The organism is Intrasporangium calvum DSM 43043, from assembly GCF_000184685.1.
Classification (GTDB): Bacteria; Actinomycetota; Actinomycetes; order Actinomycetales; family Dermatophilaceae; genus Intrasporangium; species Intrasporangium calvum.
Genome location: NC_014830.1, coordinates 2375866 through 2399105 on the forward strand (window position 1 = coordinate 2375866; position 23240 = coordinate 2399105).

The 23240-nt window shown below is 70.9% G+C and carries 22 protein-coding genes; 6 read left to right on the forward strand and 16 right to left on the reverse strand.

Annotation, left to right across the window (positions count from 1 at the left end; translation table 11 throughout):
• Positions 1–17: 17 nt before the first annotated feature.
• Complete coding sequence (locus tag INTCA_RS10780) at positions 18–791, reverse strand: isoprenyl transferase (RefSeq protein WP_013492950.1); 774 nt, start codon at positions 789–791, stop codon at positions 18–20.
• Positions 792–821: 30 nt separating this feature from the next.
• Positions 822–1550 (reverse strand): DNA repair protein RecO, encoded by a 729-nt coding sequence (gene recO, locus INTCA_RS10785; RefSeq protein WP_013492951.1) that lies wholly within the window; start codon positions 1548–1550, stop codon positions 822–824.
• A 108-nt stretch (positions 1551–1658) separates the two neighbouring features.
• On the opposite strand from recO, the gene INTCA_RS10790 reads away from it, so the two are divergent.
• Positions 1659–2309, forward strand: coding sequence for an alpha-ketoglutarate-dependent dioxygenase AlkB (locus INTCA_RS10790; protein ID WP_041307570.1), 651 nt, complete (start codon positions 1659–1661; stop codon positions 2307–2309).
• 11 nt (positions 2310–2320) lie between these two features.
• Positions 2321–3157, forward strand: a complete 837-nt coding sequence (locus INTCA_RS10795; protein WP_013492953.1) for a maleylpyruvate isomerase family mycothiol-dependent enzyme — start codon at positions 2321–2323, stop codon at positions 3155–3157.
• A gap of 79 nt (positions 3158–3236) precedes the next feature.
• Here INTCA_RS10795 and INTCA_RS10800 read toward each other — a convergent pair whose 3' ends face one another.
• The 4 genes from INTCA_RS10800 to INTCA_RS10815 all read right to left on the reverse strand — a co-directional run bounded on the left by INTCA_RS10800 (position 3237) and on the right by INTCA_RS10815 (position 8637).
• Entirely contained in the window at positions 3237–3824 is a 588-nt protein-coding gene (locus tag INTCA_RS10800; protein ID WP_013492954.1) for an NADPH-dependent FMN reductase, read from the reverse strand.
• Positions 3825–4167: 343 nt separating this feature from the next.
• Complete coding sequence (locus INTCA_RS10805) at positions 4168–5700, reverse strand: glycosyltransferase family protein (RefSeq protein WP_013492955.1); 1533 nt, start codon at positions 5698–5700, stop codon at positions 4168–4170.
• Positions 5701–5711: 11 nt separating this feature from the next.
• Complete coding sequence (gene leuA / locus INTCA_RS10810; RefSeq protein WP_013492956.1) at positions 5712–7487, reverse strand: 2-isopropylmalate synthase; 1776 nt, start codon at positions 7485–7487, stop codon at positions 5712–5714.
• Positions 7488–7683: 196 nt separating this feature from the next.
• Positions 7684–8637, reverse strand: a complete 954-nt coding sequence (locus INTCA_RS10815) for a LysR family transcriptional regulator (protein WP_013492957.1) — start codon at positions 8635–8637, stop codon at positions 7684–7686.
• A gap of 70 nt (positions 8638–8707) precedes the next feature.
• On the opposite strand from INTCA_RS10815, the gene INTCA_RS10820 reads away from it, so the two are divergent.
• On the forward strand, positions 8708–9739 hold the full coding sequence (locus INTCA_RS10820) for a DMT family transporter (protein ID WP_013492958.1): 1032 nt from the start codon (positions 8708–8710) through the stop codon (positions 9737–9739).
• Positions 9740–9817: 78 nt separating this feature from the next.
• On the opposite strand, the gene era is transcribed toward INTCA_RS10820, so the two are convergent.
• The 6 genes from era to INTCA_RS19550 are packed head-to-tail and all read right to left on the reverse strand — an operon-like array spanning position 9818 to position 15621.
• Positions 9818–10786, reverse strand: coding sequence for a GTPase Era (era, locus tag INTCA_RS10825; protein WP_013492959.1), 969 nt, complete (start codon positions 10784–10786; stop codon positions 9818–9820).
• Positions 10767–12080 (reverse strand): hemolysin family protein, encoded by a 1314-nt coding sequence (locus INTCA_RS10830; protein ID WP_013492960.1) that lies wholly within the window; start codon positions 12078–12080, stop codon positions 10767–10769. Before INTCA_RS10830 ends, era begins: the two co-directional genes overlap by 20 nt.
• Positions 12081–12089: 9 nt before the next feature.
• A complete protein-coding gene (ybeY, locus tag INTCA_RS10835; protein ID WP_013492961.1) occupies positions 12090–12557 on the reverse strand; it encodes an rRNA maturation RNase YbeY in 468 nt (155 codons plus the stop codon).
• Complete coding sequence (locus INTCA_RS10840; protein ID WP_013492962.1) at positions 12554–13681, reverse strand: PhoH family protein; 1128 nt, start codon at positions 13679–13681, stop codon at positions 12554–12556. The genes ybeY and INTCA_RS10840 overlap by 4 nt, the downstream gene beginning before the upstream one ends.
• Positions 13682–13694: 13 nt before the next feature.
• On the reverse strand, positions 13695–15266 hold the full coding sequence (locus INTCA_RS10845; protein ID WP_013492963.1) for a S10 family peptidase: 1572 nt from the start codon (positions 15264–15266) through the stop codon (positions 13695–13697).
• A gap of 1 nt (position 15267) precedes the next feature.
• Complete coding sequence (locus tag INTCA_RS19550; protein WP_013492964.1) at positions 15268–15621, reverse strand: histidine triad nucleotide-binding protein; 354 nt, start codon at positions 15619–15621, stop codon at positions 15268–15270.
• A gap of 67 nt (positions 15622–15688) precedes the next feature.
• On the opposite strand from INTCA_RS19550, the gene INTCA_RS10855 reads away from it, so the two are divergent.
• Entirely contained in the window at positions 15689–16288 is a 600-nt protein-coding gene (locus tag INTCA_RS10855; protein WP_013492965.1) for a SigE family RNA polymerase sigma factor, read from the forward strand.
• Positions 16288–17454, forward strand: coding sequence for a Gmad2 immunoglobulin-like domain-containing protein (locus INTCA_RS18730; protein ID WP_013492966.1), 1167 nt, complete (start codon positions 16288–16290; stop codon positions 17452–17454). Before INTCA_RS10855 ends, INTCA_RS18730 begins: the two co-directional genes overlap by 1 nt.
• A 234-nt stretch (positions 17455–17688) precedes the next feature.
• Here INTCA_RS18730 and INTCA_RS10865 read toward each other — a convergent pair whose 3' ends face one another.
• The 3 genes from INTCA_RS10865 to hrcA form a co-directional block, all read right to left on the reverse strand.
• Positions 17689–18432: a 16S rRNA (uracil(1498)-N(3))-methyltransferase gene (locus INTCA_RS10865; RefSeq protein WP_013492967.1), complete on the reverse strand. Its 744-nt coding sequence runs from the start codon at positions 18430–18432 to the stop codon at positions 17689–17691.
• Between the two features lie 7 nt (positions 18433–18439).
• Positions 18440–19567, reverse strand: a complete 1128-nt coding sequence (gene dnaJ / locus INTCA_RS10870) for a molecular chaperone DnaJ (RefSeq protein WP_013492968.1) — start codon at positions 19565–19567, stop codon at positions 18440–18442.
• A 61-nt stretch (positions 19568–19628) separates the two neighbouring features.
• A complete protein-coding gene (gene hrcA, locus INTCA_RS10875) occupies positions 19629–20672 on the reverse strand; it encodes a heat-inducible transcriptional repressor HrcA (RefSeq protein WP_013492969.1) in 1044 nt (347 codons plus the stop codon).
• A gap of 142 nt (positions 20673–20814) precedes the next feature.
• On the opposite strand from hrcA, the gene INTCA_RS10880 reads away from it, so the two are divergent.
• Positions 20815–21705, forward strand: coding sequence for a DUF3097 domain-containing protein (locus INTCA_RS10880; protein ID WP_013492970.1), 891 nt, complete (start codon positions 20815–20817; stop codon positions 21703–21705).
• A 91-nt stretch (positions 21706–21796) separates the two neighbouring features.
• Here INTCA_RS10880 and INTCA_RS10885 read toward each other — a convergent pair whose 3' ends face one another.
• A complete protein-coding gene (locus INTCA_RS10885) occupies positions 21797–23221 on the reverse strand; it encodes an aldehyde dehydrogenase family protein (RefSeq protein WP_052338116.1) in 1425 nt (474 codons plus the stop codon).
• Positions 23222–23240 lie beyond the last annotated feature (19 nt).

Consider the following 23240-nt stretch of genomic DNA (forward strand, 5'->3'; position numbering starts at 1 on the left):
CCGGCGTCAGCTCCGCGTCAGCTCAGGGACGGCTGGTCCACCGCACCACCGTAGCGGCGGTCCCGGGCGACGTACTCCTCGATCGCCGCCCACAGGTCCCGGCGGTCGTAGTCCGGCCACAGCCGGTTCTGGAACACCATCTCGGCGTAGGCCGACTGCCACAGCAGGAAGTTGCTCGTCCGCTGCTCCCCCGACGAGCGGACGAACAGGTCGACGTCAGGCATGCTCGGCTCGTCGAGATAGCGCGTGATGGTCCGTTCGTCGACCGAGCTCGGCCGCAGCCGGCCGGCTCGCGCGTCCTCGGCGATCCGTCGGACGGCGTCGGCCAGCTCGGCGCGGCCGCCGTAGTTGACGCAGAAGTAGAGGGTGAGACCGGTGTTGTCCTTGGTCAGCTCCTGGGCGACCTCGAGCTCCTTGATGACCGACCGCCACAGCCGCGGTGACCGGCCCACCCACCGCATCCGGACGCCCCATTCGTGCAGCTGGTCCCTCCGGCGCCGGATCACGTCACGGTTGAAGCCCATGAGGAAGCGCACCTCGTCCGGCGAGCGGCGCCAGTTCTCCGTCGAGAAGGCGTACGCGGACAGGTGCGTCACCCCGACCTCGATGGCCCCGGCCACCACGTCCAGGAGGGAGGCCTCGCCCGCCTCGTGGCCCTTGGTCCGGGGCAGGCCGCGGGCGTTGGCCCACCGGCCGTTGCCGTCCATGACGATGGCGACGTGCTTCGGCAGGGCGGCGGCCGGGATCGACGGCGGCCGCGCCCCCGATGGGTGCGGGAAGGGCTGGGTCATGGTTCTCCGGTCGATCGGTTGATCTGTCGCTCAGGCTCGCTCGACGAGGCGCAACGATCTCACGCCACGCTCCAGGTGCCACTGCAGGAAGGCTGCGACGAGACCACTGCCCTGCCGGCGCTGCCGGTCGTCGCTGGCGTCGGCCACGTCCCAGTCGCCGGACAGGAGCGCGGCCAGGAGGGCAAAGGTCTCCGGGGCCGGCGCGCTCGAGCCGGGCGGCCGGCAGAGAGGGCACACCGCCCCGCCGGCCTGGACGTTGAACGCGCGTTGGGGTCCCTCGGCGCCGCAGCGCGCGCAGTCGTGGAAGCTCGGCGCCCACCCGGCGACGGCGAGGGAGCGCAACAGGAAGGCATCGAGGACGAGGGAGGGGTCGTGGACGCGCTCGGAGAGAGCGCGGAGGGCGCCCGCCAGCAGGAGGTACTGCTGGGCCTGCGGCTCGTGCTCCTCGGTGAGCTGGATCGAGGTCTCGAGCATCGCGGAGGCAGCCGTCCAGGCGGCGTAGTCCCGCGCGATGACGTCGCCGTAGGAGGCCAGCGTCTCGACCTGGGTCACCGTGTCGAGGTTGCGGCCCTCGTAGCACTGCACGTCGACGACCATCCCGGGCTCGAGCCGGGAGCCGAACCGCGACTTCGTGCGGCGCACGCCCTTGGCGACGGCCCGAACGCGGCCGCGGGTGCGCGTCAGCATCGTGATGATGCGGTCGGCCTCGCCCAGCTTGTGGGTGCGCAGGACGATCGCCTCGTCACGATAGAGGGGCATGGCCTCATTGTCTCGCGATCCGCTCCGCTCCCGAAGCAGCCTCGCCGGTCGGCCGTGAACTCGAAGCGTCTCGAACACTCGTTCGAGATGGTGGGTTACAGTGGGGTGATGGACCTCATGCTCCAGGGCTCCCTGCTCGACCTCGCTGACGAGATGTCGCTGGGCCGGCTGGCAGCCGGTCTCCACCGCACCGAGCTCGGCGCCGGCGCCTGGGTCGACGTCCGGCCCGGCTGGCTCGCCGCGGGAGATGAGCTGTTCGCCCTGTTGGTGCGCTCGGTGCCGTGGCGGGCCGAGCGCCGGACGATGTACGACTCGGTCGTCGACGTGCCGCGCCTGACCAGGTTCTACGCCGCCGGCGAGCCGCTCCCCCACCCGCTCCTCGACACGGCCCGGGACGCCCTCAGCGTCCACTACGAGGCCGAGCTGGGCGAGCCGTTCGTCACGGCCGGGATGTGCCTCTACCGGGACGGTCGCGACAGCGTGGCGTGGCACGGCGACCGGATCGGGCGGTCCAACGACGTCGACACCATCGTCGCGATCCTCTCGCTCGGCTCCGCCCGGACCCTGGCCCTCCGGCCGCGGAACGGGGGCCGCATCCCCGGCTCGCTCCAGAAGGCATTGCGTCTGCCGCTCGCGCATGGTGACCTCGTGGTCATGGGCGGGTCGTGCCAGCGGACGTGGGACCACGCGATCCCCAAGACGTCCGAGCCGGTCGGGCCGCGCATCTCCGTGCAGTTCCGAGTCGCAGGTGTTCGTTAGGAGCATTCCGTATGCCGCTGAGCTCGCTCCCGGCCGAAGGCGCGGCCCCCGCCGTCCCCTACCTCGAGCATCTGAGGGAGGAGTCGGCCCGCTTCCGTGAGCTGCTCGCCGGAGCCGCGGGCAGCGAGCATGTCCCGACGTGCGAGGAGTGGCGGGCCGACGACCTGCTGTGGCACCTGGCCGACGTCCAGTGGTTCTGGGGCGAGATCGCCGAGCGCGGCTTGACGAGCCACGCCGAGGTCCGAGGCCTCGAGGCGCGACGCCCCGCCCGACCTGCCGAGCGGTCGGCGCTGCTCGCCCACTTCGACCAGTCGACCGAGCGGCTGCAACGGGCCCTGGCCGCGCACGACCCCTCCACCGAGCTGTGGATGTGGCACCTCGACCACTCGGCCGGCTACATCAGCCGCCGGCAGGCGCACGAGGCCCTCATCCACCGGATCGACGCCGAGCTCACGGTGGGTTCAGAGCGCGGCCCGGTCGACTGTCGTCTGGCGGCGGACGGCGTCGACGAGGCGCTCCGCGTCATGCGTGGCTTCCCGGTCGAGTACGCCCTGGAGTCCCGACCGCTGGGCCCGAGCGTCACCCTCGCCGTCGTCGACGGCTTCCACACCTGGACCGTCACACCGGTCCACGTGACCGGGGTGGACCCGGACGGGGACCGGTGGGACGAGCGCCGGCTGGCGGTCGCTGACGGTCCGGACGACGCCTCGGCCGCCGAGGTGGCCGGGACGGCCGGCGACCTCGACTGCTGGCTGTGGAACCGGCCCCCTCACGGGGAGATCACCCGTAGCGGCGATCCCGCCGCACTGGCCCTGGTCGACGAGGTGGTCGGCTCGGCCGTGACGTGACGGCCGTCGAGCCACGGGCGGCGCATCAGCCCGTGGCTCGACGACAGGTGTGAGGGGGTCAGGCGACGGCGTCGGCAGGTCAGGCGACGGCGACGGCGGCAGCGAACTGGCCGGCGCGGACTCCCTCCATCGCCTTGGTCCAGACGACGAGGTGGTCGAGCATGGGCCCGACCGCCGCGATGGCCGGCTCAGTCGGGGCCAGTACGGAGAAGTTCTCGAAGTCCGTGAAGAGCGAGAGCAGCGCACTGTTGCGGACGTGGGCGACCTGCAGCTCGGACAGGATGCCGCGCAGGTGCTCGACTGCACGGGCACCGCCCGCTGAGCCGTAGGAGACGAACCCAGCGGCCTTGTTGTTGAGCTCCGGACCCAGGTAGTCGAGAGCGTTCTTCAGGGCCCCCGTGATGGAGTGGTTGTACTCGGAGACGACGAACACGTAGCCGTCGAACTCGTCCATGCGGGCGGACCAGGCCTTGCTGTGGGCCTTGGTGCCGGGTCCGAAGGCCGGCGGGAGCGCCTCGTCCCAGACCGGGAGCTCGAACTCGGCGAGGTCGACGATCTCGAACTCTGCGTCCGAGCGCTGGTCTGCGATGGACTTGACCCAGTTGGCGACATTGAGGCTCTGGCGACCCGGGCGGATGCTGCCGGTCACGATGGCGATCTTCGTCATATGTCCATTCCTTGGTGGCGGTGGCTGAACTCTCATTTAGTTGAACTATCAACTACTTGCCTGCATTTCCACCGGTGCTGTGACGTAGGCCACACCGGGACGTATCTACGACCGCCCATCGCCGTCTTCGTGGGATCACACCGAGCACGCGTCAGCGGGCCAGACGCGGTGGCTCGTCCACGACGCGCAAAGGGGGAAGACCATGGATCTGACGAGGTGTCCCGAGTGCGGGGCGGTGGCCGAGATCCTCTGGCGCACCGAGCTGGAGAGCACGGACGGCCCGGTCGAGCATGCGAAGGTGCTCTGCATCAGCCGGCACAGCTTCTTCCTGCCGAGCGAGGCCCTACCTCGGACCGAGCCGCTGCCGGATCGACCCCAGCTCGACCCTCGACCGGCCCACGGCAGCCAAGGCGACGACGACGGGCACGAACGCGAAGAGGTAACGGGACCGACCCTGGAAGAGGATCGTGAACATCGCGATGCCAAGGACGGTCACCGCCAGGATCAGCGTCTCTCGCCGCGCCGACCGCTCCCGTAGCAGCCCCACGCCGGCGACGAGCAGCACGGCGAGCCACAACCCTTGGGTGATGTTCGCGCGGAGGGGGTACCAGCGCCCGTGCAGGCCGTTGACGTCGTTGACCGCCACGGCCACGGGGTCCCGCGGGACGACCCGGCCCGGCAGGGAGTCAGGGCCCTCTCCCCAGGCCCAGAACATGCCGTCTCCCCAGTTCCACGCAGTCTTGTTCGCGTAGAACTGGAGCATGCCGGACACCCCTCGGTGGTCCCACCGGTCCTCGACGAAGGCGCGGGCGTATTCCCGCATCTCGGGCTGGGTCCGGCCCTCGATGGCCGTGACCATGTCCCGTCGGTAGGTGCCGTACTGCACCTCTCCCGCGGCGTTGAGCTGCTCGTTCATCCCGTTGGCCAGCCACCACACCACCGGCGGCGACACGTCGCGGTCGACCCGATCGGTCTCCAGCCCCGAGGCCAGAGCCGCGCCGGCAGTGAGGGCCGAGCTGATCGCGAGAAACGCCAGTGCGGCTGCGACCGCCGTCGGCACGAGCTTCCGGGCCCTCGCCGGTGACCAGTCGTCCGCGAGGCGCACGATCACCACCGCGACCAGGGCGACGATGACGACGGCCGGCGTCGTCTTGATGACGTAGGCCACCGCCGACGCCGCGACCGCCAGGAGCCCGAGCGTCACCTGCGCTGTCCGGACCCGACGCCGACCCGCCGCCGCTGCCAGCGCGACCCCGCCGACGACGAAGGGCATGGCGTAGTAGTCGGTGTACGGCACACTCACCCACGGGCTGGCACCGACGAGCGCGACGACGACGAGCTGCGTGACCAGGGCCGCCCCGCGTCCCGCCACGGGCACGAGAAGGAGGTGAGCGGCATACACCGTGACCCCCACGCACACAGCGGTGAGGACGATGAGGGCGGCGTCCGGCGCCAACCCGAGGGCGGCTGCGACCTCGACCCCGAACCGGTCGATGACGAGGAGGGGAATGGTGTTGGGGTAGAGCGACAGGTAGCCGTACTCGACGTCGGAGAGCGCCCGCCCGGCGTGCATCGACCGGGCCATCTCGAGGATGACCCGCGCGTCCCAGCCGAAGTCGTAGCGCAGCGCCAGGCCGAGACCGGCGGCCACCCCACCGCCGACGACGGCCACGACCACCGGTAGCCAGCGGTTCTTCAGGCGGACGGGCACCCTCCCGAACCAGGCAGCGACCAGAAACACGACCAGGGCGGGTACGACCACGGCGCGGTCGTAGGAGATGTTGGGCTGGCGCGGCGCCACGAGTGCCACCACGACGACGAGGACGAGCGAGACCCCGGTCAGCCTGAGCAGCGCTCTGCCGACCGGGGTCTCCATGGGCCGAGACGCTACCCGACCGCGTTGGCCTCGGATGCCATCGCCTCGGCGGCGAGGCGGTCGCGCACTGCGCGGTTCACGGCTGAGACGACGGCCTTGAGCGAGGCGGTGACGATGGACGGGTCGACGCCCACGCCCCAGAGGACCCGCTCACCGATGGCGCACTCGACGTAGGCGGCCGCGCGCGCATCACCGCCGGCCGACAACGCGTGCTCCGCGTAGTCGAGGACCCGCATGTCCGGCGCACCCTCGATGGTCATGAAGGCGGCGAGGAAGGCAGCGATGGGACCGTTGCCCTGGCCGGTCACGGTGACCGGCTCCCCGTTGTCGAGCAGGCTCGCCTCGATGGTGCTGCCGCCGTCGACCGTGGAGTCCGTGACGATGTTGGCCAGCTCGAAGCGGCCCCACGGGGCATCGGGGTTGGGGAGGTACTCGTCCTGGAACCGGGCCCACAGCTCGGCCGGGGACACCTCTCCACCGTCCTGGTCGACCCCACGCTGGACGACACCGGAGAACTCGATCTGGAGCCGACGCGGCAGGTCCATCTGGTGCTCGGACTTCATGATGTAGGAGACGCCACCCTTGCCGGACTGGCTGTTGACGCGCACGACGGCCTCGTAGGACCGGCCCAGGTCGTGCGGGTCGATCGGCAGGTAGGGCACGCCCCACACGAGGTCGTCGATGCTCGTCCCCTTCTCCTTGGCCTCGACCTGCATCGCCTCGAAGCCCTTCTTGATCGCGTCCTGGTGCGAGCCGGAGAAGGCGGTGAAGACGAGGTCGCCGCCGTAGGGGTGACGCTCGCCGACGGGGAGCTGGTTGCAGTACTCCACCGTGCGCCGGATCTCGTCGATGTCGCTGAAGTCGATCTGCGGGTCCACGCCCTGGCTGAAGAGGTTCATGCCGAGGGTGACGAGGTCGACGTTCCCCGTCCGCTCGCCGTTGCCGAAGAGGCAGCCCTCGATGCGGTCGGCCCCGGCGAGGTAGCCGAGCTCGGCGGCCGCCACCCCGGTGCCGCGGTCGTTGTGCGGGTGGAGCGAGACGACGACGGACTCTCGGCGGTCGAGGTGCCGGATCATCCACTCGATCGAGTCGGCGTAGACGTTGGGGGTGATCATCTCGACGGTGGCAGGCAGGTTGATGATCATCTTGTGGTCCGGTGTCGGATCCATCACCGCGATGACCTCGTTGCAGATGCGGACTGCGAACTCGAGCTCGGTGCCCGTGTAGGACTCGGGCGAGTACTCGTAGTAGATCGTCGTGTCGGGGATGGTCTCCTCGAGCTTCTTGATGAGGCGCGCGCCCTGGACGGCGATGTCGACGATCCCGTCCTGGTCGAGGCCGAAGACGACCCGACGCTGCAGCACCGAGGTCGAGTTGTAGAAGTGGACGATCGCCTGCTTGGCGCCCCGGATCGCATCGAAGGTCCGCTCGATGAGGTGGTCGCGGCACTGGGTCAGCACCTGGATGGTCACGTCGTCGGGGATGTGGTTGCCCTGGATCAGCTCGCGGCAGAAGTCGAAGTCGGTCTGGCTCGCTGACGGGAAGCCGACCTCGATCTCCTTGTAGCCCATCTTGACGAGCAGCTGGAACATCCGCAGCTTCCGCTCGGAGTTCATCGGGTCGATGAGGGCCTGGTTGCCGTCGCGCAGGTCGACGGCACACCACCGCGGCGCCTGCTCGATGCGCTTCGTCGGCCAGGTCCGGTCCGGCAGCTCGAAGGGGATCTGCTCATGGAAGGGGACGTACTTCTGGAACGGCATCCCGGACGCCTGCTGGGGGTGGATCATCGCTTGCTCTCTCTCGTCAGTCTCTGGTCTCTTCGGTGTCCGGCCGGACACGAGACACTCCGCGACGAGGAGGGCCGGGGATCAGGCCTCGTCGCGGCAGCGAAGGAGAAGCAGCGCCGAACGCATGAAATCACCGTATGCCGCTGGGCTGGCTACGTCCACCACGCGAGCTCGGGTGCCCGGATCCTGAGACCCCTCAGCCACCTCGTGGACCGGCCAGGCGGCTGCGTCCGAGGCGTTTGGCGGCGGCGTCGACGGCGAGCAAACGCTCGGTGACGAGCTCGACCATCAGGGTCGTCGCGGGTGACAGTACCGCCCCCTGCCGGTGGACGACGGCGAACCGGTCGAAGAGGCGCGGGCGCAGGGGGGCCCAGCCCACGTGGCCCGGGACGCTCGCACCGAGCAGGTGCAGCATCCCCAGTGACATGACGGTGTCCGCCTCACCACTTGCCGCGATCTCCAGCGTGGTCTCGACGTCCTCGACCTCGACGCGCGTCTGCAGGCTCTGGCCGGCTGCCTCGACCGCCGCGGCGAGCCCGGCCCGGGTCGTGTCGTTCGCCCAGCTGGCCCAGGCGAGGACGAGGGGTGCGCGGCCCAGCGCGATCGCGGTCACCGGCCCGGTGAGCCGATCGGCGTGGGCGCTGACGTAGACGAGCTCGTCGATCATCACGGGATGGACCTCGAGCGTCTGGTCGTCGACGGGCAACGCGATGGCCGCAGCCTCCAGGCGGCCGCGGCGCAGCTGGTCGACGACGTCGGTGGAGTGCCGTCCGACGAGCTCGACCCGGACCCCGGGGTGACGGCGGAGCAGCTCGAGCACGACCGTCGAGCCGAGGTAGAGCCGCGACGCCCCGAAGACCCCGAAGCGAATGGTGCCGGACTCCAGCTGGTTGACCGCTCGCACCGCGCTGGCGGCCTGGGCGATGGCGCCGATCGTCCGCTCGGCGTGTGGACGGAGGGCGTGGGCGGCCTCGGTGGGGACGAGCCCCCGCCCGACCCGCTCGAAGAGCCTCGCTCCGAGGGACCGCTCCAACAGGCGCACCTGCTCCGACACCGTGGGCTGGGCGTAGCCGAGCCGGGCCGCCGCGGCGGTGAGCGAGCCGAGCTCGTACGCGGCGAGGAAGACGCGCAGCTGGTGGACCGTGGCCAAGGCTTTCCCTATGGGTGGTGGAGGAAACTGAGGATACCTCGATGGCAGTCCGACGCCTACCGTTTCCCGTGTGACGCCATCCGCAGCCTCGGCCACCCGGTCCTCTCGGGTCGACCTGCGCGGTGCCCTCCTCGTGATGGGTGCCGCCTGCTGCTACGCCCTGTCCGTGGTCTTCGCCAAGGGCGCCTACGCCATGGACGTCGCGGTCGCGACCCTCACCCTGTGGCGCTTCGCCATCGGTGCGGTGATCTTCTGGGCACTGGTCGCGGTACGCCGCCCGGCCCGGGTCAGCCGCCGCACGGTCCTGACGTGCATCGGTCTCGGCGCGATCGGGTATGCGGTCCAGGCCCTGACGTACTTCGGGGCCGTCGCCGTGATGGATGCCGGCCTCGCTGCCCTGCTCGTCTACACCTATCCAGCGATCATTGCCCTGATCGGGTTCCTCACCCGGCGCGAGCCACCGACGCGGCGGCGGATCGTGGCCCTTGCCTGCTCCGGTGCCGGCATGCTCCTGCTCCTCGGCCTGGGCGGCTTCACCTCCGTGTCCGGCGTCGGGATCAGTCTCGCCCTGACGGCCGGCGTGACCTACGCGGTCTACACGATCGTCGCCTCCTCCCTTCCGGTCGAGGCGGATGTGTCGCTCCTCATGGCCGTCGTCGCCACCTCCGCGCTCGGCTCGGTCGCCCTCTTCACGATGGTCACGGGCCAGCCGTTCGGCCTCGAGGCCGACCCCGTGGTGCTCGGCTGGGTGCTCACGTACGTGCTCGTCGGCACCGTCCTCGCCATGCTCCTCCACCAGCGCGGCATCACCCGCGTCGGCGCGTCCACCGGCGGCATCATCTCGAGCGTCGAGCCGCTCGTCGCGGCGGCCGCGGTGGCCCTGGTCTACGGCGAGACCATGACGCCGGTGCAGGTGGTCGGAGGCATGGTGATCCTCGTGGGCGTCGTCGTCGTGCAGCTACCGCAACGGCGGCCGCGCCGCATCCCTGAGCAGCTCCGCCCCGCGGCTCGTGCCGGGCGCGCGGTGCCCTGGAAGGCAAACTCGATCAGCGGTTCAGCCAGGGAGCCTTGCGGGTCATCTCAATTCCTTTCCCGGTCCTGACGAACCCGGCCACGCGCCTGCTGGGCCCGGTCGCGCGACCGGGCCCAGCGGCATACGGCACAAGTTGGCGCGCCAGGCTCAGAAACCCAGCCGTTGGAGCTGCTTGGGGTCACGCTGCCAGTCCTTGGCCACCTTGACGTGCAGGTCGAGGTAGACCCGTTGGCCAAGCAGTGCCTCGATCGCCTTGCGGGCGTTCGTCCCGACCTCGCGCAGACGTGACCCGCCGCGGCCGATGACGATCGCCTTCTGGCTCGGCCGCTCGACGAAGACGTTGACGCGGACGTCGAGCAGCGGGTTGTCGGCCGGACGGCCCTCCCGCGGCACCATCTCCTCGACGACGACGGCCAGCGAGTGCGGCAGCTCGTCCCGGACCCCTTCGAGGGCTGCCTCGCGGACCAGCTCGGCGATCATGATCGCCTCCGGCTCGTCCGTCAGCACCCCGTCCGGGTAGAGCTGCGGCGACTCCGGCAGGTAGGACGCGAGGACGTCTCGCACCTCCTCCACCTGGTCGCCCGACACGGCCGAGCATGGGATGATCGCCTCCCAGTCGCCGAGCCGGTCGATGGTGATGAGGTGCTCGGCCAGACGCTCCCGGTCCACCGTGTCCGCCTTGGTGGCGATGGCCACGACCGGCCGACGGCGCACCGAGCGCAGCTCCTCGAGCTCCCTGGCGATGAACGCGTCACCCGGCCCGATCCGCTGGTCGGCCGGCAGGCAGAAGCCGACGACGTCCACCTCGAGGAGCGTCTCGCGGACGAGGTCGTTGAGCCGCTCGCCGAGCAGCGTGCGCGGCTTGTGCAGGCCCGGCGTGTCGACGAGGATCAGCTGCGCCGTCGACGTCGTGGCGACGCCGCGGATCGTGTGGCGGGTCGTCTGGGGCTTCGAGCTCGTGATCGCCACCTTCTGCCCGACGAGGGCGTTGGTCAAGGTCGACTTGCCGGCGTTGGGACGCCCGACGAGGCAGGCGAAGCCGGCCCGGTAGCCGCTCCCCGGCCCGCGCGGCTCCGCCCGCTCGTCCCCCGGTCGGTCAGTGCGCTGCGTGCCCATGGGCTTCCTCCGTCTCGTGGGCCGGGGCCTCGGGCTGGTCCGGGCCCAGCCGGTGGACGATGACCGAGGCGACCCGGTGTCGGCGGCCGGCCATCCGCTCGGCGGTGAGGGTCAGCCCCGCGACGGTGCCGGACGAGCCGACGATGGGCACCCGACCGATCACCTTGGTCAGCAGGCCGCCCACGGTGTCGACGTCGTCCTCGTCGATCGTCACGTCGAAGAGCTCGGCCAGGTCGTCGATGTCCATCGAGGCAGGGACTCGCAGCGTCCCGTCCTCGAGCTCCTCGATGCCGGGCGCCTCCCGGTCGTGCTCGTCGGCGATCTCGCCGACGATCTCCTCGATGATGTCCTCGATGGTGATGAGGCCCGCCGTGCCGCCGTACTCGTCGACGACGATGGCGAAGTGCGTCTGGTCGCGCTGCATCTCGCGGAGCAGGTCGTCGACCGGCTTGCTCTCCGGCACGAAGTGCATCGGGCGCATCACCTCGGTGGCCGGGAGCCTCGCGTCCTCGGGTGCGGCGTTGAGCCGCCGCGCGACGTCCTTGAAGTAGAGCAGCCCGAGGATGTCGTCGGTGTCCTCGCCGACGACGGGGATGCGGGAGAAGCCCGAGCGCAGGAAGAGCGACATCGCGCTGCGCAGCGTCTTGTCGTGCTCGATGACCACCATGTCGGTCCGCGGCACCATGACGGCGCGAGCGACGGTGTCCCCGAGCTCGAAGACGGAGTGGATCATCTCCCGCTCGTCGGCCTCGATGACATCCGACTCCCCGGCCATGTCGAGCAGGTCCCGCAGCTCGGACTCGGTCTGGAACGGCCCGTCGCGGTAGCCCTTGCCCGGGGTCACGGCGTTGCCGAGGATGACGAGGAGCTTGGCCAGCGGGCCGAGGATGCGGTGCAGGCCGACGGCGAAGGGCGCACTCCACAGCGCGACGGCCTCGAAGTTCTGGCGCCCGAGGGTGCGCGGCGACACGCCGACGACGACGAAGGAGACGACTGCCATGATCGTGATCGACAGGAGCAGGGCCTGCACCGTCGAGTCGACGGCCCGGGCCACGGCGAGCGTGACGAGAACCGCCGTGGTCGCCTCGGCGACGACGCGGAGGAACGCGATGACCGAGACGTACGGCGGCGACTCGGCGACGACCGTGACGAGCGACTTGGCCCCGGAGCGACCCTCTTCGAACAGCTCGAGCGCGCGGACCCGCGACATGCGGAAGATGGCTGCCTCGGCGGCGGAGAGCAGGAACGCGATGCCGATGCTGATGAGGGCCGGGATGACCAGCTGGGGGAACATCGATCGGCCTCAGTCGACGGGTCGGTTGCGCGTGGCGAGGAAGGTGAGGAGCAGCTGCCGCTGCAGCTCGAACATCTCGCGCTCCTCGTCCGGCTCCGCGTGGTCGTAGCCGAGCAGGTGCAGGATCCCGTGGGTCGTGAGCAGCAGCATCTCCTCCATCGGCGCGTGCCCCGCCTCCGCGGCCTGACGGGTCGCGACCGACGGGCACAGCACGATGTCGCCGAGGGTTCCTTCCTCGGGCTCCTGGCCCTCCCTGCCGGGTCGCAGCTCGTCCATCGGGAAGCTCATCACGTCGGTCGGGCCGGGCAGGTCCATCCACTGCTCGTGGAGGACGCTCATGGCTGGCTCGTCGACGAGCTTGATGCACAGGTCGGCCTGCGGGTGCACGCGCATCTGCTCCATGCAGTAGCGGGCGCAGGCGAGCAGCTCGAGCTCGTCGACGCGCTCGTCGGTCTCGTTGAGGACGTCGATACTCATGCTCGGTCCTCTTGTGTCGCAGGTGATTCCGTATGCCGCTGGGCTCGCTTGCGTGGCAGGGCTCGCTGTGCCCCACCGTCCTTGGCAGCCCGTGCCTCGCGTCTGCGCGACCGGGCCTCGTCGATCTCGTACGCGTCGACGATCGCGCTGACCAGCCGGTGCCGCACCACGTCCTGGGAGGTCAGCTCGGCGAAGTGGATGTCGTCGATGTCGCCGAGGATGTCCCGTACCACGCGAAGACCGGACCTCGTCCCGCCGGGCAGGTCCACCTGGGTGACGTCACCGGTCACGACCATCTTCGAGCCGAATCCGAGCCGGGTGAGGAACATCTTCATCTGCTCCATCGAGGTGTTCTGCGCCTCGTCGAGAATGATGAAAGCGGAGTTCAGCGTCCTACCGCGCATGTACGCCAGGGGGGCGACCTCGATCGTTCCCGCCGCCATCAGCTTGGGGATCGTCTCGGGGGCGAGCATGTCGTGCAGCGCGTCGTAGAGCGGGCGCAGGTAGGGGTCGATCTTCTCGTTGAGGGTGCCGGGCAGGAACCCGAGCCGCTCCCCCGCCTCGACGGCCGGCCGCGTGAGGATGATCCGGTCGACCTGCTTGGCCTGCAGTGCCGCGACGGCCTTGGCCATGGCGAGGTAGGTCTTGCCCGTGCCTGCGGGGCCGATGCCGAAGACGATCGTGTGCTCGTCGATCGCGTCGACGTAACGCTTCTGGTTGAGCGTCTTCGGCCGGACGGTCCGCCCCCGGTGGCTGACGATGTTCATCGTCAGGACGTCGGCGGGCCGCTCCATCGTCTGGTCGCGCAGCATCGAGATCGAGCGCTCGACCGAGTCGCGGTTGAGCGGCTGACCGGCCTCGACGATGACGAGCAGCTCGTCGAGGAGGCGGTCGATGATGTCGAGCTCCCCGGCGGGCCCGCTGAAGCTCATCTCGTTGCCGCGCACGTGCGTGTCGACGAGCGGGAACTGGCGCTCCATGGTCCGCAGCAGCTCGTCGCGCGGGCCGAGCAGGGACACCATCTCCGTCGGGGGTGGGATCTCCCGGGTCAGGCGGTGCGCCTCCGGGGAGTCGGCCGTGATGGCAGGGTCGGCATCGAACGGGTCGTCGTCGTCGTCACTCATCGTGGGTCCGAGTCTACGTGGAGCGAGCGGACGACCTCACCACGAAATCGGCGAGGTCACGACTCTGCTGGACCCGCGACGGCTCGTGGACGTACATCATGTGCCCGGCCTCGTAGTACGCATGCTCGATGTTGGTCCGAAGCGATGCGGGCAGGTGCAGCCGGGCCAGAACGTCCTCGGCCGCGAAGTGCGGCGTGGCGCCGTCGTAGTAACCGTAGGCGACGTGGACGCGCAGGTGCGGGTTCTGGCGCATCGCTCGCTCGAGGCGGTCCGACACGTCGACGGGACGACCCTCGAAGTCCTTGTACGACCACGGCTGCACCCGCGTGGTGATCTGCTCGTAGTGCAGGTCGGAGTCGTACTCCAGCTCGTCGCGGACGTAGTGGTTCCACGCGGCGGCGTACGGACCCATGATCGCGTCGTACGACGGGTCCGCGTCCATGCCCTCGGCGATGGCGCTCGCCGCGGGCCCGGTGAACCGCCCGTCCAGCCGGCCCACGGAGAGCCGCTGGTCGCGGAGCAGCTCGGTGAAGTAGCGCCAGTGCTCGATGCGCAGGTCGCACCGGTCGACGTAGTCCTCCGAGAGACCCGAGAGCCGGGCCAGGGTGGCGACGGCGGCCGACCGCTCCTGCGGACTCAGCCGGGCACCGCGGGACAGGACCCACGGAAGGTCGCGAGCGGCATACGACTCCGCCTCCTCCACCACGGACCGGAGCGAGCGACGCCCGTGCTTGCCGTGGTAGTGGGCGATCGCGGCGTACGTCGGCAGGTAGAGCGCGTGCGCGCGGTCGTTGCGCTGCTTCTCGAAGTCGATCGAGGACAGGTCGAGGACGCTGCTGATGAGAATGAGCCCGTTGAGGTACATCCCGTAGCGGTCCTGGAGGTGAGCGGTGAGAGCCGCGCCGCGCAGGGTGCCGTAGGACTCGCCCGCGACGAACTTCGGGGACATCCACCGGCGGTTGCGGGAGGTCCACAGCCGGATCAGCTCGCCGACGTGCTCGACGTCGCGCTGGAAGCCGTGGTAGTCACCCGGCTTGCCGCCCTCGACGGCCCGCGACCACCCCGTCGACATCGGGTCGACGAAGACGAGGTCGGCGACCGCGAGGAGGGACTCGGCGTTGTCGACGAGCCCGTAGGGCGGCGGCTCGAGGGCGCCGACGTCGCCCATGACGACCCGCCGTGGGCCGAGCAGGCCGAGGTGCAGCCAGACGCTCGAGCTGCCCGGGCCGCCGTTGAAGGCGAAGACGACCGGCCGCGTCCGCGGGTCGGCGTCGTCGAGCACATAGCTGGTCATCGAGATCACGCCGCGCGCCTTGTTGCCCTTGAACGTGCCGTCCTCGTGGTCCTCCTCGCGCAGCACGACGCGCCCCGCCGTGGCGGTGTACTTGAGCCGCCGCCGCCCGACGCGCAGGACGTGGTGCGTCGTGACGAGGTCGTCCTTCGGCTCGGGTGCCGGGGGCGTCTGCTCCTTCCGGTCCTCCTTGCCCGTGCTCTTCTCGTGCGGCTCCTCCTCGCCCACCCCCGGGCCCGGGGTGATGGAGGCCTCCTCGCTCGCGACCTTCGCCGAGCTGCTCTCGTCGGCCATGTCAGCGCTCGGTGAAGGTCGTGCCGCCGAGCACGTGCCCGTGGGCGTGGAAGATGGTCTGTCCCGCCTCGGTGCCGGTGTTGAAGACGATGCGGTGGTGCTCGGCGACACCTTCCTTCTCGGCGACCTCCGTGACGAGCGCGAAGAGCGCGGCCAGGTCGTCCGGCGCGGTTGCAGCGAGGGCGCCGATGTTGGGCTCGTGCCGGCGGGGCACGACGAGGACGTGGACCGGTGCCGCCGGGTTGATGTCGCGGAAGGCGATGGCCCGGTCGCTCTCGGCGACCCGCTCCGCGGGGATCTCTCCGTTGATGATCTTGCAGAAGAGGCAGTCGTCCTGCTGTGGAGTGGCGGTCATGTCGACACCCTAGGCAGGTCAACCGAAACGTGCACGTGCGCGTCCTTCCGTCGTGAGAACGTGGACCATGGCGGGGAGCCGGGAGGATGCCACGTCCGGGGCAGGTGAGCTTCCTGCGGACCCGGACCGGGCCATCGCCGAGCTCTACGCCGCGCACTGGCACCGCCTCGTCCGGTTGGCCTGGCTGCTCCTGCACGACCAGCTCGCGGCCGAGGACGCGGTGCAGGACGCGTTCGTCGCGACGCATCGCAGCTGGTCCTCGATCCGCGAGGCCGGTCGCGCCGTCGGCTACCTCCAGACCTGCGTCGTCAACGCCTGCCGCTCCGCCCATCGCCACCAGGTCGTCGTCGACCGGCAGAACACGCGCGAGGCCGGCGCCGCCGACGTTCCGGGGCGCGGCAGCCTCGACAGCGCCGAGACACAGGTGCTGTATGCCGCCGAGCGCGCTTCCATGGTCCGCGCCCTCCGCGCCCTCCCGCACCGCCAGCGCGAGGTGCTCGTGCTGCGGTACTACCTCGACCAGTCCGAGGCGCAGATCGCCGAGGCCCTCGGCATCTCGGCCGGATCGGTCAAGGCCCACGCGCACCGCGGCCTGGCCCGACTGCGGGCCGACCTGTCCCCCGCCAGCCCGAGCACGGGCCTCGATGTCCCCGATGTGGAGCAGTGATGAACCCCGACGACAACCGCCCGCCCCTTCGTCCCGACGACCCGACCGTCGAGATCGGCTCCGGTCTGCACGAGGTCGAGACGCACCTGCGAGCCGTCCTGGTCGAGGACGCGGAGTCGATCCGGCCCGGCGAGCGGCTGTCCGCGATCCTCGCTGAGGCCCACGCTGCCCCCGTGACCGGCTCGGGCACTCCTCGGCGATGGCTCGTCCTCGCGGCGGCCGCAGCGGTCGCCCTCGTCGCAGGGGGGACCTTCTGGCTCGTGGGACGGCCCACCGTCCTCGTGCCCGGGCCGGCCGGGACGACCGTCGCGACCCAGGGCTCGCCCCGACCTTCGACGCCCGCTCCTTCGGCCGGCTCCGGAACCGGCGCGTCCACGAGCGCGGCCACCGCACCGGCGACGGGTGCGTCGTCGACTGCACCCTCGGGGACGATCACGGGGGTCCCGGTCTACTGGATCGGCGAGACCGGCGGGGCGCCCCGGTTGTTCCGGGAGTTCCGCACCGTGCCGGACGAGGGGGGTCCGATCCTCTCCGCGCTCTACGCGATGACCCGTGAGCAGCCGCTCGACCCGGACTACTTCACGCCGTGGGCACCCTCGTCCAGGATCACCGTCGACCTGGAAGGGTCGGCGCTCGTCGTCGACCTGGACGGTGACACGGTCTCGGCGACCACGGTCAGCAGCCAGGTCGCGGAGCGTGCCGTTCAGCAGCTCGTCTACACGGCGACGGCCGCGGCCTCCATCGCGAGGACTCCTGTCTCCACCGTGACCGTCCTCGTCGAGGGCCAGCCCGCTGACCTCTGGGGTGTCGTTCGGGTCGGCCGGCCGATGGCGCGAGCAGCGCAGGTCGACGTCCAGTCCCACGTCTGGGTCCTGGCGCCGACGGAAGGCGAGGAGGTCGGAAGCGGCCGGGTGACCTTCACGGGCTACGGCACGTCCTTCGAGGCGAACTTCCTCTGGCAGGTCACGACGCGGGCTGGTGCCGTGGTCGCCGAGGGCAACGCCATGGGCGGCACGGGCACGGGCACGGGGGGCTTCGGGGAGTTCGAGTTCCAGCGGACCCTGCCTCCCGGCGACTACGTCATCACCCTGTCGACGGACGACCCGTCGGGCGGAGCCGAGGGCGGCGGAGCACAGGTCGACACGAAGTCCTTCACCGTCCGCTGACGCCCAACCCACCCCGCCTCCCTCCGACCCTCCGACCCTCCGACCCTCCGACCCTCCGACCCTCCGACCCTCCGACCCTCCGACCCTCCGACCCTCCGACCCTCCGACGCCCTCACCCCCCAGCAACACACCCGCTTACCGAATGCGGGTGCCGTCTGGAGGCGACGCCCGCAGTCGGTAAGCGGGTGTGTTGCGGAGGGGACCCGGGGTGAGCGCGAGCGGGCCAGCCGGGGGTCAGCGCCAGCGCGAGGCCGCGTTGAGGACGGCCAGCGCGGCGGGGCCGGCTGTGGACGAGCGGAGGGTCGTCGGCCCGAGCCGAACGGGCCGGGCTCCCGCGGCGACGAGGGCCTCGAGCTCGCGCCCGGAGATCCCCCCCTCGGGGCCGACGACGACGAGCACGTCTCCGGACTCGGCCACGGCCACCGCCGCCAGTGGCTCGGTCGCCTCCTCGTGCAGCACGAGCGTGAGAGCCGCGCCGCGGACCCGGTCGATGAGCGCGGCCAGGTCCACCGGGGAGGAGGTCAGCGGAATCCGGGCCCGGCGGGACTGCTTCGCGGCACGTGTCACGACGGTCATCCACTTGGCCAGCGACTTGGCAGCGCGCTCGCCCCGCCAGACGACGATCGAGCGCTCGGCGGCCCAGGGCACGACCTCGTCGACGCCCAGCTCGGTGGCGGCCTCGATCGCCTGCTCGTCCCGGTCGCCCTTGGCGAGCGCCTGGACGAGGACGAAGCGGGTCGCCGGCTCCGCCTCGTCGACGACCTCGAGGACACGGCCGCGCACCGACGTCCGGTCGACGGTCTCCGCTTCGGCGAGCGCCCGTCGCCCGACGCCGTCCGCGACGTAGTAGCGCTCCCCCGGCCGCAGCCGAACCACGGTGGCGGCGTGCCGGCCCTCGTCCCCGTCGAGGACGATGACGGAGCCGGGGCGGGCTCCGGCGAGCTCGGCGGCCGAGCCGAGGAAGAGCTGGTGGGTCACCCGGTGCTCACTTCTCCTTGAAGGCGTCCCGGATCTTGCCGAAGAGCCCCTTGTTGGGGGTGAGCCGCCCCTCGGGCCGCTCCTCACCCCGGAGGGCAGCGAACTGCCGGAGCAGGTCCTCCTGCTCGTCGGTGAGCCGGGTCGGCGTGACGACGGTCGCGTGGACGAGCAGGTCGCCCCGACCGCCGTGCCGCAGGTGCGTGACGCCGAGTCCGCGGAGCGTGAAGACGTCGCCGCTCTGCGTGCCGGGCTTGACCTCGAGGTCCTGCATCCCGTCGAAGGTCGAGAGCTTCAGCGTCGTGCCGAGGGCCGCGGCCGCCATCGGCAGCTCGATCGTGCAGTGGAGGTCGTCCCCCCGGCGGGTGTAGGTCTCGTGGTTGGCGACGCGGATCTCGACGTAGAGATCGCCCTTGGGTCCGTTGCCGGGCCCGACCTCGCCCTCGCCGGTCAGCTGGATCCGGGTGCCCGTGTCGACGCCGGCGGGGATCTTCAGCTTGAGCGTGCGCCGCGTGCGGACCCGGCCGTCGCCGGAGCAGTCGTGGCACGGGTCGGTCAGCGTCGAGCCGTAGCCCTGGCAGTTGACGCACGGCCGGGACGTCATGACCTGGCCGAGGAAGCTGCGCTGGACCTGCTGGACCTCGCCGCGGCCCTGGCAGATCGGGCAGGTCTGGCGGCCGGTGCCCGGCTCTGCCCCGTCCCCACCGCATCGGGAGCACCCGACCGCGGTGTCGAGGTTGAGCTCCTCCTCGGAGCCGAACACCGCCTTGGCGAGGTCGATGTCGAGCCGCAGCAGCGCGTCCTGACCGCGCTGGACACGCGGACGAGGGCCTCGGGTGCCTGCGGTCGCACCGGCACCGAAGAACGCGTCCATAACGTCGCTGAACGAGAAGCCGGGACCGGCGCCGAAGCCGCCGCCCGCCGTGGCGAACGGGTCGGCGCCCAGGTCGAAGGACCGGCGCTTGTGCGGGTCGGAGAGGACGTCGTAGGCCTGCGAGACGCGCTTGAACTCCTCCTCGGCCTCGGGCCCCGGGTTGACGTCCGGGTGCAGCTTGCGGGCGAGTCGACGGTAGGCCTTCTTGATCTCCTCCTGACTTGCGTCACGGGAGACACCGAGGACGGCGTAGTAGTCGTTCAAGCGGGTGGTTCCTGTCATCTTCGTCTGGTGTCAGGTCGGGGTTGCTGGGTGCAACGTCTGGTCAGCCGTTGTTGTTCTCGTCGAGGATCTGGGACACGTAGCGGGCGACGGCGCGGACCGAGGCCATCGTCGTCGGGTAGTCCATCCGGGTGGGCCCGAGCACGCCCAGACTGGCGACTCGCTCCAAGCCACTGCCGTACCCCACCGAGACGAGCGAGGTGGTCTGGAGCCCGGACACGGGATTCTCCGAGCCGATCCGGACCGAGATCGCATCGGGATCCTCACCGAGCTGGCCGAGAAGGCGGAGCAGGACGACGTGTTCCTCGAGCGCCTCGAGGATGGGTGCCACCGACGTCGCGAAGTCACCCCCGGACCGAGCCAGGTTGGCCTGCCCGGCGAGCACGACTCGTTCCTCGCGCTCCTCGACGAGGGCGTCGGACAGGGCGGACACGATCGCCTCGACGACGGGCCGTTCCTCCCCCGGCGCCTGCTCGACGAGGCGGCGCAGCTCGGTCGCGGCGGCGGTGAAGGGAACCCCCGCCGACACCTCGTTCAGTGACGCGCGCACCCGGGCGACCAGCTCCTCACCGTCGGTCCCGGCCGGCAGGCTGCGGGTCTCGACGACGCGCTGCTCCACGCGGCCCGTGTTGACGATGAGGATGACCATGAGGTGCGCGGCCCCGACGGGCACCAGCTCGATGTGGCGCACCGTCGAGCGAGTCAACGACGGGTACTGCATGACGGCGACCTGCCGCGTCAGGCCGGCGAGCAGCCGAACGGTCCGGTCCACGACGTCGTCGAGGTCGACGGCGCCCTGGAGGAACTGGCTGATCGCTCGCCGCTCACCGGCGCTGAGCGGCTTGAGCTGGCTGAGCCGGTCGACGAAGACCCGGTAGCCCGCATCGGTCGGCACCCGACCCGCGGACGTGTGCGGTGCATGGATCAGGCCCTCCTCCTCGAGCTGGGCCATGTCGTTGCGGACCGTCGCGGCGCTCACCCCGAGGTGGTGCCGGTCGACGAGGGCCTTGCTGCCGACGGGCTCGGAGGTCTGGACGTAGTCCTGCACGATGGCCCGCAGCACCATGAGCTTGCGGTCCTCGCTCATCGCCCACCTCCTCTGGCACTCTCGTCGGACGAGTGCCAAGTCTACGTCGTCGCCTCCACCGCCGCGAACGGCGGAGGAGACGGTGCCCAGCCGGCTCCCGCGTGGCGCTCCGTCCGGGAGCGAGCCCAGCGGCATACGCTCCATGATCGTGTCCCCCCACGATCGTTACGGCTCCGACGTCCTCTCCGGTGACTGGCGCGCACCCCGAAGGGGGCGTTCGGTCGACCTCCCCGCCGAGACCGGAACCGTGGTCGAGGAGGTCGAGACCGGTTGGGTCGGGGCCGTGGTCCGCGTCGAGAAGGCCGGGGGGATGCACGTGGTGCACCTCGAGGACCGGCGCGGGCGCGTGAAGGCCTTCCCCCTGGGTCCCGGGTTCCTCGTCGACGGCCGCCCCGTCACGCTGACCAAGCCGGTGGCCGCCGCCGCCGCTGCGCTGGCTGAGGCGCGCCAGGCGTCGGCCCGCACGGCGAGCGGGTCCGTGGCGGTCCACGACGCGGTGGCCCGGGTGGCACGTGGTTCCCGGATCTACGTCGAGGGGCGACACGACGCCGAGCTCGTCGAGAAGGTGTGGGGCGACGACCTGCGCATCGAGGGTGTGGTCGTCGAGATGATGGACGGAGTCGACGACCTGGCCGCCATCATCGCCGACTTCCAGCCCGGGCCGGGCCGCCGACTGGGCGTCCTCGTCGACCACCTCGTGCCCGGCACGAAGGAGGCCCGGATCGTCGAGCAGGCCCGCGCCCTGCCCGGCCTGGCGCAGCACGTCAAGGTGCTCGGCCATCCCTACGTCGACGTCTGGCAGTCGGTCCGCCCGGCACGCCTGGGCTGGGACCGCTGGCCGGTCATCCCCCGCGGCACGTCCTGGAAGCACGGGATCTGCGCGGCCCTCGGCTGGCCCCACGAGACCCAGACCGACATCGCGCACGCGTGGAAGCGGATCCTCGGCACCGTGCGCACCTATGCGGACCTCGAGCCGACCCTGCTGGCCAGCGTCGAGGAGCTCATCGACTTCGTCACCGAGCCCGCCGCCTGAGCTCTGGCCCCGTCGAGCACCCGCGGGTGCCGCGTCGCTCACGCACTGACCCGTCCGGCAGGTCAGTGCGGCAGCCGGCGGCAGGCCCCTCTCAGGGACGCGGCCGCGCGATGAACCGCCGCACGAGCCGGTCCTGGACGGACGAGAACGGCGGGTAGATCGCGGCGAGCAGGTCCGGCTTGGCGGGCACGTCGACGACGGCCTTGGCATGGCTGAAGATGGCCACGGACTCCTCGCCGTGGTACTTGCCCATGCCGCTCTCGCCGACCCCACCGAACGGCAGCCTCGGAGCGCCCATGTGCACCAGGGGCGCGTTGAAGATCAGGCCGCCCGACGACGTGTCCCGGATGAAGCGGCGCTTCGTCTCGCCGTTGCTCGTGAAGACGTAGAGCGCCAGCGGCTTGTCTCGTGCCGTGACGAACTGGACCGCCTCGTCGACGCCGCCCACCTCGACCAGGGGGAGGATCGGGCCGAAGATCTCCTCCTGCATGGAAAGGTGGTCACCGTCGACGCCGTCGAGGACGGTCGGCTCGATGTACCGGTTGTCGGCATCGACGGCGCCCCCGCGAACGACGTGCCCCTCGGTGATGAGCGCGGCGAGACGGCCGAAGTGTCGAGCGTTGACGATCCGACCGTATCCCTCCGACCGGGAAGCGTCCTCGCCGTAGAAGTCGCGGATCGCCCGGTCGATCAGGGGCCTCAGGGCGTCCAGCACGGGCCGGGTGGCGATGACGAAGTCCGGCGCCACGCAGGTCTGCCCGGCGTTGGTGAACTTCCCCCAGACGATACGGCGGGCCGCCGTCTCCAAGTCCGCACCCTCGTCGACGAACGCCGGTGACTTGCCGCCGAGCTCCAGTGTCACCGGGGTCAGGTGGCGGGCCGCCGCCTCGAGGACGACCCGGCCGACGGCACCGTTGCCGGTGAAGAAGATGTGGTCCCAGCGCTCGGCCAGCAGCTCCGTCGTCTCGGGGACGCCCCCCTCGACGACGCGGACAGCGGAGGCATCCAGGTACTGCGGCAGCAGGCGGGCCAGCACGGCCGAGGTCGCCGGTGCGAGCTCGCTCGGCTTGAGGACCACGGCGTTGCCGGCAGCGAGCGCGCCGGCGAGGGGCGCGAGCGAGAGCTGGACCGGGTAGTTCCACGGGCTGATGACCAGCACGACACCGAGCGGCTCGCGGACGACCTTGGCCCGCGCGGGCCGCATCCACAACGGAATCGAGGTGGCGCGGGGGCGGAGCCACGACTTGAGGTTGCGCAGGATGTGGGTGATCTCGTTCGACGTGAAGCCGAGCTCGGTGATCCACGACTCCGTGCCGTGCTTGCCCAGGTCGGTCGCGAGCGCGTCGGCCAGTGCGGTCTCCTGCTCCGTCAGCATCCTCCGCAGCCCAGTCAGCTGAGCAGTTCGCCAGGCCAGGGGCTTGGTCACGCCGGCGGCGAAGACGCTGCGCAGCTCGTCGACGAGGCTGGCCGCCTCCAGCGTCGTGGCGCCCTCGGCCCCATCCGTCGTCGGCCTCATCGTCTGGGTCACTCTCGCT

Bases quoted from the DNA above. Each gene is read 5' to 3' on its own strand.
- ybeY (WP_013492961.1), bottom strand. From the start codon at position 12,557: ATGAGTATCGACGTCCTCAACGAGACCGACGAGCGCGTCGACGAGCTC.
- INTCA_RS10855 (WP_013492965.1), top strand. From the start codon at position 15,689: ATGGCGGGGAGCCGGGAGGATGCCACGTCCGGGGCAGGTGAGCTTCCT.
- hrcA (WP_013492969.1), bottom strand. From the start codon at position 20,672: ATGAGCGAGGACCGCAAGCTCATGGTGCTGCGGGCCATCGTGCAGGAC.
- INTCA_RS10840 (WP_013492962.1), bottom strand. From the start codon at position 13,681: ATGAGTGACGACGACGACGACCCGTTCGATGCCGACCCTGCCATCACG.
- INTCA_RS10830 (WP_013492960.1), bottom strand. From the start codon at position 12,080: ATGTTCCCCCAGCTGGTCATCCCGGCCCTCATCAGCATCGGCATCGCG.
- INTCA_RS10780 (WP_013492950.1), bottom strand. From the start codon at position 791: ATGACCCAGCCCTTCCCGCACCCATCGGGGGCGCGGCCGCCGTCGATC.
- INTCA_RS10790 (WP_041307570.1), top strand. From the start codon at position 1,659: ATGGACCTCATGCTCCAGGGCTCCCTGCTCGACCTCGCTGACGAGATG.
- recO (WP_013492951.1), bottom strand. From the start codon at position 1,550: ATGCCCCTCTATCGTGACGAGGCGATCGTCCTGCGCACCCACAAGCTG.
- INTCA_RS10885 (WP_052338116.1), bottom strand. From the start codon at position 23,221: ATGAGGCCGACGACGGATGGGGCCGAGGGCGCCACGACGCTGGAGGCG.
- INTCA_RS10795 (WP_013492953.1), top strand. From the start codon at position 2,321: ATGCCGCTGAGCTCGCTCCCGGCCGAAGGCGCGGCCCCCGCCGTCCCC.
- leuA (WP_013492956.1), bottom strand. From the start codon at position 7,487: ATGATCCACCCCCAGCAGGCGTCCGGGATGCCGTTCCAGAAGTACGTC.
- INTCA_RS10800 (WP_013492954.1), bottom strand. From the start codon at position 3,824: ATGACGAAGATCGCCATCGTGACCGGCAGCATCCGCCCGGGTCGCCAG.
- INTCA_RS10880 (WP_013492970.1), top strand. From the start codon at position 20,815: ATGATCGTGTCCCCCCACGATCGTTACGGCTCCGACGTCCTCTCCGGT.
- INTCA_RS18730 (WP_013492966.1), top strand. From the start codon at position 16,288: ATGAACCCCGACGACAACCGCCCGCCCCTTCGTCCCGACGACCCGACC.
- era (WP_013492959.1), bottom strand. From the start codon at position 10,786: ATGGGCACGCAGCGCACTGACCGACCGGGGGACGAGCGGGCGGAGCCG.
- INTCA_RS19550 (WP_013492964.1), bottom strand. From the start codon at position 15,621: ATGACCGCCACTCCACAGCAGGACGACTGCCTCTTCTGCAAGATCATC.
- INTCA_RS10805 (WP_013492955.1), bottom strand. From the start codon at position 5,700: ATGGAGACCCCGGTCGGCAGAGCGCTGCTCAGGCTGACCGGGGTCTCG.
- INTCA_RS10845 (WP_013492963.1), bottom strand. From the start codon at position 15,266: ATGGCCGACGAGAGCAGCTCGGCGAAGGTCGCGAGCGAGGAGGCCTCC.